This window comes from Nostoc sp. CCY 9925 (assembly GCF_963920935.1).
Classification (GTDB): domain Bacteria; phylum Cyanobacteriota; class Cyanobacteriia; order Cyanobacteriales; family Nostocaceae; genus Nostoc.
Genome location: NZ_CAWUDO010000064.1, coordinates 1 through 11620 on the forward strand (window position 1 = coordinate 1; position 11620 = coordinate 11620).

Annotated in this window: 13 protein-coding genes and 1 pseudogene; 4 read left to right on the forward strand and 10 right to left on the reverse strand. The window is 43.6% G+C overall.

Annotated elements, in window-relative coordinates:
• Positions 1–299 (forward strand): annotated as a pseudogene (locus ACM0OY_RS26310) (hypothetical protein); the annotation flags it as partial.
• A gap of 94 nt (positions 300–393) precedes the next feature.
• Positions 394–798, forward strand: a complete 405-nt coding sequence (locus ACM0OY_RS26315; RefSeq protein ID WP_414571771.1) for a nuclease A inhibitor family protein — start codon at positions 394–396, stop codon at positions 796–798.
• Positions 799–803: 5 nt separating this feature from the next.
• On the opposite strand, the gene ACM0OY_RS26320 is transcribed toward ACM0OY_RS26315, so the two are convergent.
• From ACM0OY_RS26320 to ACM0OY_RS26365, 10 genes are all read right to left on the reverse strand, one after another.
• Positions 804–1631, reverse strand: coding sequence for a DNA/RNA non-specific endonuclease (locus ACM0OY_RS26320; protein WP_414571772.1), 828 nt, complete (start codon positions 1629–1631; stop codon positions 804–806).
• Positions 1632–1696: 65 nt separating this feature from the next.
• A complete protein-coding gene (locus ACM0OY_RS26325; RefSeq protein WP_099069933.1) occupies positions 1697–1972 on the reverse strand; it encodes a DUF4351 domain-containing protein in 276 nt (91 codons plus the stop codon).
• Positions 1973–2094: 122 nt separating this feature from the next.
• Positions 2095–2985, reverse strand: a complete 891-nt coding sequence (locus ACM0OY_RS26330) for a DUF4351 domain-containing protein (RefSeq protein ID WP_099069934.1) — start codon at positions 2983–2985, stop codon at positions 2095–2097.
• Positions 2986–3323: 338 nt separating this feature from the next.
• Positions 3324–5339 (reverse strand): type IV secretory system conjugative DNA transfer family protein, encoded by a 2016-nt coding sequence (locus ACM0OY_RS26335; protein ID WP_414571773.1) that lies wholly within the window; start codon positions 5337–5339, stop codon positions 3324–3326.
• Entirely contained in the window at positions 5336–5836 is a 501-nt protein-coding gene (locus tag ACM0OY_RS26340; RefSeq protein ID WP_414571774.1) for a hypothetical protein, read from the reverse strand. Before ACM0OY_RS26340 ends, ACM0OY_RS26335 begins: the two co-directional genes overlap by 4 nt.
• A gap of 58 nt (positions 5837–5894) precedes the next feature.
• On the reverse strand, positions 5895–6614 hold the full coding sequence (locus ACM0OY_RS26345; RefSeq protein ID WP_414571775.1) for a hypothetical protein: 720 nt from the start codon (positions 6612–6614) through the stop codon (positions 5895–5897).
• Positions 6615–6675: 61 nt separating this feature from the next.
• On the reverse strand, positions 6676–7023 hold the full coding sequence (locus ACM0OY_RS26350) for a hypothetical protein (protein ID WP_414571776.1): 348 nt from the start codon (positions 7021–7023) through the stop codon (positions 6676–6678).
• A 33-nt stretch (positions 7024–7056) separates the two neighbouring features.
• Positions 7057–7347 (reverse strand): hypothetical protein, encoded by a 291-nt coding sequence (locus tag ACM0OY_RS26355; RefSeq protein WP_414571777.1) that lies wholly within the window; start codon positions 7345–7347, stop codon positions 7057–7059.
• Positions 7344–7685: a hypothetical protein gene (locus tag ACM0OY_RS26360; RefSeq protein ID WP_414571778.1), complete on the reverse strand. Its 342-nt coding sequence runs from the start codon at positions 7683–7685 to the stop codon at positions 7344–7346. The genes ACM0OY_RS26355 and ACM0OY_RS26360 overlap by 4 nt, the downstream gene beginning before the upstream one ends.
• Positions 7686–7687: 2 nt before the next feature.
• Positions 7688–8764 (reverse strand): ParM/StbA family protein, encoded by a 1077-nt coding sequence (locus ACM0OY_RS26365; protein ID WP_414571779.1) that lies wholly within the window; start codon positions 8762–8764, stop codon positions 7688–7690.
• A gap of 266 nt (positions 8765–9030) precedes the next feature.
• Between ACM0OY_RS26365 and ACM0OY_RS26370 the strand changes: the two genes are divergently transcribed.
• Together ACM0OY_RS26370 and ACM0OY_RS26375 are read left to right on the forward strand one after the other, a co-directional pair.
• The gene (locus ACM0OY_RS26370) at positions 9031–9201 is read left to right on the forward strand and encodes a ribbon-helix-helix domain-containing protein (protein ID WP_016876050.1); all 171 of its coding nucleotides are present in this window, start codon (positions 9031–9033) and stop codon (positions 9199–9201) included.
• 223 nt (positions 9202–9424) lie between these two features.
• On the forward strand, positions 9425–10942 hold the full coding sequence (locus tag ACM0OY_RS26375) for a helix-turn-helix domain-containing protein (RefSeq protein WP_414571780.1): 1518 nt from the start codon (positions 9425–9427) through the stop codon (positions 10940–10942).
• The last annotated feature ends 678 nt before the right edge of the window (positions 10943–11620 follow it).

The following is an 11620-nucleotide window of genomic DNA, read 5'->3' on the forward strand; positions in this document are numbered from 1 at the left end:
CAGCCCGAATGACACAGTTTACCGAGGCGATTATTAAAATTCAAAATCATCTCAATAACCAACCGAGGCGGGGCAATAAATCGTACAATAATTCATCCTTCAAAGGGCATACTCCGCGAATCCAACCATTAACGGAAGAAGGTTTAGCTTCAAGACTTGGTGTAAATGTAGAAACTATACGTGAACAGCGAATTAATCTGCATCCACCGCTTTTTGTGGCATGGTGCAAGGGCAAGGATAGATCAGGTATGGGGTGGGAATTTAACGAAAATACGGGGTTATATCATCCGGCAAGTTAAACGCTCTTTGAACAACTTTCGACCCTGCCTGCTCCGGAGTGCTACCACACCGCAATGGGGACAAGTACGAAATTCGACAAGTGATCTCTTTTCTATGACTAGCACCAATTCAGAAATTGTTGAGCAGCTAAAACGTGCATCCGATGGTTTACTGTTCATGAGTGAGTCGGAATATCCATTTGAGGTTTTTCTTTGGGAAGGTATTGCACCTGCGACACCTGAAAAAGTTGTACAACAGACACATCATTCACAAGATACACCCGTTGAAATCGTGGGGGTTGACGATTTTTTCAAAGTAGCTACGACTCCTGAAGATTGGCACGGCGAAGAGGAGAAAGCAACCGTCAACAAATTTCAAGCTCTTGTGCAAACACTTAAAGAAAACCTGAGCAATTTACAGGTGTATCGCCTCGGACACAAAGAGATTGATGTTTATATTGTTGGTCAAACCCCGACAGGAAATTTAGCGGGTATTTCCACTCTTGTTGTAGAAACTTGACTTGCTTAAGGACTATCTACTTTGCTTTCAATAACTTCCTGAATATTTGGGGAAACATTAGAAAGAAAATCATAGCCTGTGAGTTTCTCTAATTCGTCAACGCTGACTTTATAAGCTCTCCAGTCATTATTGATTTCTTGTTCATTCGGTATATTAACCGCGATAACACGAGTATTAGCGGTAATACCATTAATAAGAGTGCCTGGGCTATCTAGTACGACAACAATCTTCCAAGTGGATTTAGGAACTGTCACCTTACCTTTAAGGGGTTCGCCAAGACTGCCAAAAGGCCCTGCGACAACATAAAGTTCTTTTCCCTGGCTTACCAAATCTCGACAATAGTCTTCTAAATTTCCCCATGTGTTGCGATTATTGTCTGGTGTTTGGGGCATCATGTTGGTCATTAGGAAAGTTGAGGAATTATCCTCTTTTGTCTTGGTGCGGTCTGCCGATGGCACAATATGGCCTCGGTCATAACCTGAACCAGAGTACATAGAAGGAGTTACCCGCTCCCAACCAGCAGGCAATGTGTTATCTGGGCGAAAGTTATCTTGGCGCTCTGCGTTTCCTAGCCATGAGGAGTTAAGCTGCCAGCTTGCCCAATTGGCAGTTCCTTGGCTTCGGTTGTAAGAGAGTGCATACTGATTTTTGACCATAAGGTAATTATCAGGCGTAAGCTTTGTTGGAGTTGCGCTGCTGGGATTTCCCAGGAGTAAATGCACGCTTATTGATGGGGAAAGTTCGGTGTTAGGTGGCACTTGGGATTGCGCTGGCGAACACCCAATCACAAGCGCAACCAAAGCCGCTACACCCCAAAAACGACGGTTTGGCATAAATTTCTGGACTTTTAAAAAGTTATTTCACTTCAGCATTTCTGATTGTATTTTCAGACTGCCACTTAGTTTTGCCTTACTGCAAGACTTACAGTCGTTGATGGGTGGCCGCCGAGGTTTAACCAAGTTTCTAAATCAGCAACAGTAGAAAAGTCTAGTAATGCTTCTCCTAGATTTTCTAATTGTTCAATAGATAATCCTTGAACTCGCTCGATTAATGATGCATTAATTTCCCCAATACGGCGATTGAGTAAGCGTAGAACTAGACGTTGTTCTCCTTGTTGATTTCCGAACTGTATAGCTTGTTCTCTGTCTCTTTGATAAAGTGGTTCTAGTCGCACAATTAACTCCCTGTAATCATATAATTAGAGTTTTAAATATTCTCAAATTATGTTGAAACAAGTCGGAGAGGTTATCCCCGACTTGGTTATAAATTAATTAATCTACTGATGATGAGTTATTCTTATTGTTGGTTGAACCAAGTTTCTAAATCAGCAACAGTAGAAAAGTCTAATAATGCTTCTCCTAAATTCTCTAATTGTTCAATCGATAATCCTTTAATTCGCTCGATTAATGATGCATCAATTTCACCAAGACGGCGATTGAGTTGACGCAGTATTAAATCTTGTCCAACTTCAAGCCTTCCCTCTTGCTTGGCTTGTTCTCTGTCTCTTTGATAAAGTGGTTCTAGTCGCATAACTAACTCCCTATCATCTGTTTCTAATTCTTGATTTACTCTCAAATTTTCGCGCAAGTTGTAAACTAATTCGAGTGTTGCTTTCTGGTATGGATGATTTAATGGTAACGCTTGCAACTCGACAATCGCTTGTGACTGCACGCTTCCCCTACCCAAAAGCCTCAACCACAAAGTCTCCGGTGTTTGCGGTAGTTGATGTATCGCCACAATTGCTGTCCGCAAGGCATCTGGCAGAAAATGTACTCCTGATAACCAATCGGCTTTTTGCACAGTGCCAAAGCTAGATAATCTAGTTTCAGATACGGTAGGTGTAAGAACCCACAATTTGGGAATTTCTGAGTCCTGAAGTTTAGTTTTATTTGCTTTAGCTTCTCGTCGCAATAAAGCCTTTACTTCTAATAATTTTAGAATACAGTCGCATATTTCATCGGTAGAAGCTGGATTGCGGAAGGGTTCTATTATTGCAGGATGTTCAGCAAATCTTCCTAGCAATCCTAGCACTTGTAAATTAGAGCTTTGCTGTTTATTAGGAGTGAATAAAACATCTATTTCTTTAATCTCTCCTGAAACTTTTTCTGATGCCTTGACTTCTCCGTAATCTTTTAACAATTCTTCCAGATAGTCCTTGGCGAACTTGTCATGTATAAAGCGCGTCATTAAAATTTAATTTCGGGATATTTATGGATGATGATTAATAATTGTATTATACATCAGATGACGATTAAATAACTATTTTTCAATTGATTGAGATATTACTGGTAATTTCAAATAGCTTGATTATGGAGATATCAGTCTAATATTTTTTTGTTGGATTATCTACTACTTAGAAGTTGGATTGGTGTTGGGGAAGAGAGTGAATTGTTGGATTGGTGTTGGATGCTGTAATTTCGATATTTCAATACTTTTGGGTATGTAGGTTGGTTTTGGATGTGTTGGGTAAGAGTGCATATATTCCCCAAAAAGTGCAATTTATCCAACCCAAGCAACAGTCCAACCTAATCGACTAATCTGTAACTATCTTCACCTGTACAAATGACTTTCTCTTTTTGTACAAGTAGGTTGAGTTCGTCGCGGATTTGTGCTTCCGATACGCCCTTGAATTTACTACCTGCATTCTGTTTAATTTGACGTGGAGTCTTTGCACCTTTCCCCTTGAGATAATCAACCAGTTTGGTTTGAATATCGGTTAATTTAATGTCTGGGCTTGCTTGATTAGCATCACTAGCATTTTCATCAACACGATGATTGGTTGTTTGATTAAGCGGACTATTTATACTAGTCGTGGGGACATCAATATCAAATTCCAGCCTGAGTAGATTATCAAGATATTCCGGACTAACTGTATCAAGTTGAATGGCTGGTTTAATTCCTGGCTTATAACTGGTGATGTCTGGCAGAATATCTAGCTGCATGGGGTCAACTGAGATAAATATTAGCGGTTGTCCTAACTGCTTGGATTGTGGTTTTAACTCATTAAATCTTTCTTTTAATGAGGAACGCTTTTCTGCATCTTCCACAATCTTGGCATTAGTTATGAGATTGTACAGCACGCCATAGCTATCGTTAACTGTGCCGTCTGCTTCAACGTTATAATTGCCTTGAGCGATGATGTAGAGGTTTTTTCTAATATTGGAATCCCCTATACCCAAGGCAGCTAAATTAAATGATTGGGTGTCGATAATCAGGCAAACATTTAGTTCTCTACCGACTGTAATAATGGTGCTGATTTTCTTGAGGTAGGGCTGAAACCATGCTTCATCTTTTACTGTTTCGTAGATTGAATGCCAATCAGCTAGGATTAACCTGACTGGTTGATTATCAAATTCATGGCGGCGGTGTTCCGGTACTCGACGGCGTTGGTCGTAGCTGTTGTAAACTTGGTCAATGGCAGCCATCGCCAGTTGTGGTTCTAGGGGGTCAAATAAAAGTACCCGTCCTTTTTTGTCTAGCCCACAAAAACTGTCATTCTTTTGAGCGATCGCCCAGACATCAGCTTGGGGAAACCGTTTACTGAACCTGTTGAGCATATAGCTCTCAGTGACGCTCTTACCAGCACCAGTGCCACCGACAATTAGGGTTGAGCGCTTTGCACCCAAGATGCGATTTAAGGGTTCTAGGGTAGGGCTTGCATCATTCCTAGAAGTCGGATTTTGGGTTGTTTCAGAAATTTTACCCCCTGTATTTTCACTTTCTAAGCGTGCTTCTTTATCCCCCGAACCTTCTACTTTATCGCTGGGGTCAACTGTTCCTTGTAAAGTTTGGCTTCCTTGCAGGTATGGGGTTTTCTGAGACTTGAGAAAGTTGATGTACTCCTGCTTCTGTTGCTCACTCATCCCAGCAGTTTCTGCTTCAAACACCGCGTCGTTGGCTGACATCTGGGTGATTTTGATTTCGGTTTCGCCCAAGATTTCAGCTTTTTGGATGTCTACCGTGTGGTCGTTGGCTATCATGTCGAGTGAGGATTGTAACTCAACTTGCGCCATTGCCAATTCACGGTAATCGTCTAGCAATTGCGATCGCGCTTTAAGTTCTGCTTGTGCCACATCCCGTGTTTCTGCTATGGCTTGGAAGTTAGCCAGTTTGCGCTCGTTGTCTTGGAGGTGACGCAACATCCAGCCCGCAGTGGCAAACCCAACGAATGCACCCATCGCCCACAGGGGTTTGTGGGGGTTAGTAGCTTTGACCAAACCCTTGGGTGAAATACCCTCATTGGGTACAACAACCGTAGGCATTCCATCTTTCTGCCACTGCTGCCAGTGCCATAAGGTCATGCGGTAAGGGCGATTGTTCTTATCGACACACCGTAGTCCTTGGTGGGGAGTGCGAATGCAAAAGTAAATGCGATCGCTCGCTTCCAGAGTCCACGAAGCAGCTGCACAGGTTACGCCGATGGTGAGAGAAACCCCAATGGCTGCAATCTTCTTATCAAAAGGCAGTTGTCCGAACCACTGCATGAAGCTGGACTGCTGCTGACGAGCTAATTGTTCGTGTTTGGGGGTCAAGTAGCTCATCTTCTCCCCCTACTACCACTGGTAATATAAACAACCAAAACAGCGATAACTACTGCAATCCCTACTCCCGTTGTCCAATTTGATTTGTTGGTAGGTGGTGCATACATCTGTTGGATTTCGCTTTGTGCCACAGATTTAGATGTACTTGCCTCTACCCATTCCCCCACGGGTTCTGATAGGGAACACAGTAGGGCTAGCGTTGCACTACAGCCCGTCATTACATTGGTTACTTGTCTCCCCTTCTCCCCTACTGCCGTTGCGGTGAAGTACAAATGTGCTACACCCAACGCCAGAAGCAGACCAACAGGGTGGACTTGGAGCAGGTGGAAGGTAAAAATCACGGCGGAGTTGAGGGATGCTCCAGCCACAATCTCGCATAGATTGCCTGCTCGTCGAAATGTCCGTTGTCGGTTGTTTTCTGGTACGGGTGGGGGTTGCGTGTTGGTTTGTTGGGATTTCTGTTGTTGTGGTTGTACCAGCCCCATATACTCATGCATGGCTGGTGTTAGTCGGTTTATCTTCGGGCTGACGTGCCAACACGACTCTATCCTCCCCTTAGCGCTTACCTAAGCCATCCCAGAAGTTCGTCCACCAATTTCCAAAACCGCGAACTGTGCCACTTGCTGATACGGAACTAGCTGGAGCGCCGCTGGAAGCAACTGATACTGGTATCGTTTCCGGTTGCTCTTGGTGGGGGTTTAGCGCCTTGGAGCCGTATCGGGCACGGGCAAGTAATTCCTGCCTTCTAGCCCTCAACCCCTCCTGGATGGTTTGACGTTGTTCGCTTACTTGGTGGCGACTTTCGATGGAGGAAATCTTGTTTTCATGCCGCCACAGTTCAGCCTGCAAGTCTTGGTGTAGTTGCGTGGCTATCTCGGTTAGTGCATTCTTCCGCTTTTGCTCAATCCGCAGCAAGTCAGCCCTATCTTGGGCATCAACCTTCTGCATCTCGGCATCAAATTCGGCGTTGAGCTTCCTGATTTTGGCGATCGCGTTTGCCACTTTAGAGCCGAACTGTTTCCTTAGTTCAGTCCAAGTCACCTGTCCGTCTGCTAGCTTTTGCATCGCCTCAAAGTATTTGGCGGCGTTTTCCAGGAAGGGGTCAAGGTACTGCGCGAGTTGGTCGGCATTCTGCGCCATGTCTGCAAACTGCTCTAGCTTGCTGACATCAGAGAGATAAGCCAGAATATCAGCGTCTACACCACCCCAGGCGAGGGATTTTTCGTCGATGTGGGAGCTGTGTCCCATTGCTGGGTTTTTGATTCCAAAGTCCATAAGTCCTCCTAGAAATTGCCCCAGGTCAACGCCTGGGACGTTGCTTAATGACGATTAATGTCTAGCTATGTCTAGTCAAAATCTTTCTGGTATTGCCCCAACGCAGTTGGGCAGTCAGCGCTTCGATTAGCCCTTCTACCTCGTCTTCAGCAATACCCTCAAGAATGGCGATCGCTTCACGGATATTGCTCTGACATTTTTCTGAGTACCCCTGCAATGTTTCATCAGCAGCGTGTTCCAAGGTGTACTTTCCTAATTCAGCAACTTCGATGTGAAACAGGTAGTAAGTCAGTGTAGCTCTGAAGGCAAGTTTCTCAGTATGGTCTAAGGAGTCTAATTGTGACCCGAAGCGTTCAACAAGGCGGTCAATTTGGTCAGTCTGGGTGAAATAAGTTACTGGTTTTGTCATGATGGTTAATGTCCTAAATCTCATTACTGGGATTTATGAAGGCAGGAGGAGTGACACCTGAGATTCGCAGTCCGTAGTGTCACTCTCCTTTAAATGCTTTGGCTGCACATTCCATGCACTGGCTGACAAAATCTTTGCATCGCCCAAGGGTACATCTACATGTAGGTAATTCAATAACAGGCTAACTGCCATCTTTGCGTCACCCAAGGTTACATCCACGGAAGGGATATAGTCATCGACAATGACTTTAAACTCTGCACTGGCGATGATTTCGCCCAACCACTGCTCGATTTGGTTGAGTTTGGCGATTTGGTCTATTGTCATGCTGCCTCCTCGTATAAATCGCCCAAGTCTGCGTCAAATTCAAAGTTGTCTAGTTCTGGAAGAGAAGCTTTAAGTGTTGGAGCATCCGTCGCTTGTTGGTTCAATCCAACAACTCTATTACCAGGAACCCAACTCATCAGCCAACTAAACAGTTTGGCGAATGGTATTTGTTTCGCCATCGACTGCGCCAACTTGTGTTCGTAGATAATAGCGTTGGTCAGGGTAGTTAACTCAGCACTGGTAACTAAAGATGCTGGTTTGTCTAATACCCTCTGTGCATGAGATTTCAGATACTCTTCAATATGTGGTTCTAGGCGCACTCGCTTGTTCTCAGCCATAATTATTTCCCTCGCTGCATTCTGCCAAATGCCATGCGTTGCAATCCAACTGCATTGGCCCAACATCCCTCTGGTACTGGGGTAATACCCTCTCGTTGCAGCATGGAGGCTACCCCTGGCATCTCCACGCCGCCACCCCAAGCGACAAAGCTTTGAGCTGCATCTCTCCATTCCTCTACTTCTTTAAAGGCTAGGCGCAGGCGATCTGCTAACCAAGGTTTGAGATGACGGGCATAAATGTGACGGAAGTTAAAATTGCGAGTGCCATACTGGAATAGATGCGATTCAATACCCTGGCGAATAATTTCAATGCTGCCAGCTTTGCCAGTGCCTAAGAATTGAACCAATTCTGGATCTGCGGCTATTGCATCCAACAAGTCGATACATCCCCCTACCTCTAAAACTTGGCGGTGGATAATGCTGCCGCCTGGGGCGAAAACTGTGGGGATAACTGTGGATGTACCAAAATCTACTGCGATGGCATGGGCGCTGCGGTCAATTAATGGTTCAGGTTTAGCGGAAACGCAATAGGAGTAGGAGCCAGCACCTTCGGGTACAACCAAACTCACGTTCAAATTGACCTGTGAAGTGGGCGTATTTTTGCCGTTGAAACTGACTGTGTGACTGCCACTGGTTTTGTCAGTTAACAAATTTTTGAAAATCTTCACATTATGTATAGATAGCACTAAATGCAGGTTCCACTCTTGACGGTAGGGCAGGATAGCCAACGCCCCAAGTAATGTATGCAAGCCGTATTCAGCTTTTAGTGCTGGGTCGTCACTGAGTTTGATGTGGGTTGTAGGGGCTTTCCAGGCTGCGAGTGTACCAGTGAGGAATTCCCGCCCAACTAAATCCAACCTGTCGCCTGAGTGGTAGAAGAAGTGTCCACCTTCATTCGAGGTCAGGATATCGTGCAATTCTTCCTTTATTTCCAAGACTTTTGAGGGAGTACGGACTCTTGTTTGGGTAGTGCCATTGCCTAAGCAAAGCTTTTTTAGCCCAGCCCCTGAATCGTCTCCAACTGCAATTTTTGAGGTAGTTTGGGGTGTTTCAGCCTCTTTTAGCTGAGTAGCAATCATTATTGAGTTCCTCCAGATATTAGAGTTTCAGGCGCTCAATCCTTTGTCAGGAGTTGATTGAGGCGATTTTTTTGACAATAAAACTCTGTCACCCAAATTCAACGGCAAATAGGCTTGCAGTCAGGTTTTTGGGCGTTTTTAGTCTATGAATGTTATGATAACATCAAGTGCATCACCTATCAACTAGTACATCAAGTGCTGTTTTAATTAGGGTAAGTAGCAGGACAGCGCATAATGTCTACTGAGTAGATGATTTATGCCTTTGAATGCCTACAAAGAAGCCCAGAACTACCGTTACTTTTGACCCTGATGACTATGAGGAGTTGCAGCAGTGGGCTGAATCTGAGTTTAGGTCTGTGCCACAGCTAATTCTTGCAATAGTCAAAAGGGCATTGATTGAACGCAGAGAACGCAGACAAAGAGAGGAGAAAAAGTGAATGTAGCAAAAATCAACCCTTTAGAACTCCCATCGCTACCATTAAATGAGCGATCGCGGCCTATCTGGCTAGCGCACCAGGAATCTACGTCGCTATCGACTGACTAGACTCTTTTTAGTACATTGGTCTGTCAGTCACCCCTTAGCAACGTTGATTACAACACCATCGGCATTTAGCTGATATGGGCGGAGTCAGGTGTAAAAGATAATTTCAAAATAATTTTATGGCTAATAGCGATCGCATAAAAAATAATTATGAAAGCTTGTATGTAGAGGATTTATGCTCACTAGTAGGGCTTGTTAAAAAAACAGTCCCTGTGACCAAACCACCATTATTTCAAACAACTGATGATGCTCCCGTAATGACTTCTCACCCTTACTTATCAGGAGCGCAAGCTTGTTTAGGAAAAACCCTTTGGGATGATATTGAGGGTGTTCCTTGTTTTCGGCGCTTTTTTGGTCAAGGTTTCATAGAACACAACATCATTAAAGAAAACCCGGAAACCAACAGAATAGAACTTGTAGCTGGGAATGCAGCCTGGGAAATTATTCAGAAATTTAACCCAGAAGTTGCTTATATGTTTTTAGTTTTTGCGTCTTGCGCCACGGATTTAGATCAACCTTGGTCAGGTGCATTTACCATCAAAGGAACTGATTTAATTAAAACTTTTGGTTGGAGTAATAGAACAGATTTAAGTTTAGGTAATAAGCTGAAAAAACTCGGAATTCTTGCCCAGCAAGTAGCCCACCTGAGTATTACCATTAATGAGCTTGATCTAAAGCGGATGAAATATTCAGCCGAAATTCAAGCTATGTGGCGGTTGAAGCTGAGATATGAAGGAGACGTATCTCCAACCGTGGAACATAATCAGCCTAATAAAGTTAGCAATGAGACTGACGAGCCTACAGAGTTATTCATCACAGTTGGGGCTAATGACTGGGTTCGACCGTTTCAGGATTTAGACAACTACCGCTCACTGTATGAGTACGGACTTTTAGCTAAAAGCACTCTGCAAATAAATCCCTATCAAAATCCGATGGCTGCAAAGCTAGCAGTATTCCTAACCATAATGAGCCGAATTAAAATTGATGGAGAATACAAGGTAGGAACATTACTAAAACGGATAGGATATCTTTCAGAAACACAATTGCAGGAGCTTCAGAGTACGAGTAATCGTTATAAAAGAAAGGAACTAATTGAACAGTGGGATAATGCTTTACTAAGCCTACAAGATTTGGGTTGGCAAATTAGTTTTGATTTAGTTACCTACCCAGAATCAATTCAACCAATTTGGGTATTACCAGAAGATAAAAATATAGAAGGGCAGCGACGACCCAACGGGTGGCTAAATATTTGGCTAGAAGCCAAAGTAATTATCAAACCTACGGCAAAAATTCAGGAAAAGCTAGAAGCGATTAACGCTCCTGCACTTCCAGTTAGCAAGCCCAAGCCTTACTTTGAGACAAACCTTAAAACTGTACTTACCGAGAGTAAAGATTCGCACCCTAACCAGCAAAAAACCACAGCGCTAGAAAATAGCCAAAAACTAATTCCTGGATGGGCGTTGGAAGAAGCTTTGAAACTAAGAGGATGGACTAAATCGCATCTTGCAGAGCGACTGGGCTTGCAAAAATCGCTTCCTGGCAAGTGGTGCAATGGAACCCGTAAGATTCAAGCCCTTCATCTAAAACTGCTTTGGGAGTGGTTAGCTCCAGAGTTAAACCAAGTTATGAGCGAGTGAAAATGCGCCCACGCCTGTCTACTTGGGGTAATGCTAGGAGGCTGGCTGAAATGCTCATTTAGCGCTTCTCAACTGCCATACCCTACATTGTCTACTCTCCCTAAAATCACCTTACATTCTGTCTACTTCTCTAGAATCGGGTAATAGTTTTTTTAACCTTTTTTTAAACTAATCCTTACATCCGACTTAAAATAAACAGCCCCAAATCCCTTTCAATAAAAGGTTTAGGGCTGTTTCTATCTTTCCAGCTTCAAGTTATTCTCAATAAGTAAAAAGCTGAAACCATTGATAAATCGTTTGTCTACTCAGCTTATTGAGAATAAAAACCCGAAACTCTTTACTCCATATAGCTTTGAGTGGGTAGACAAGTTTTTCTAGAATCCCCCTACGAAATCTATAGGATCGCCCTACGCCACTTATAGGATCGACCTACGCATTTTTTTTGAAACCTTTGTGAATCAAGAGTTCCAGCTTGGTAGACAAGCTTAATTAAGTTAATTAAGTTAAGCGGCCTCGATTTTTCAGGGTCAAAAAAGCGGGATGGTATGAAATAAGGTTGTTCCGTATCGGAATAGCCACCGTGAAGATTTCTATACAAATTTCAAGCGTATCTAACGCATCCAGTCAGTCGCTCCCTGTTTTACCTTTCTCTCTTTTGTGTCCCATTCCCGGACTATT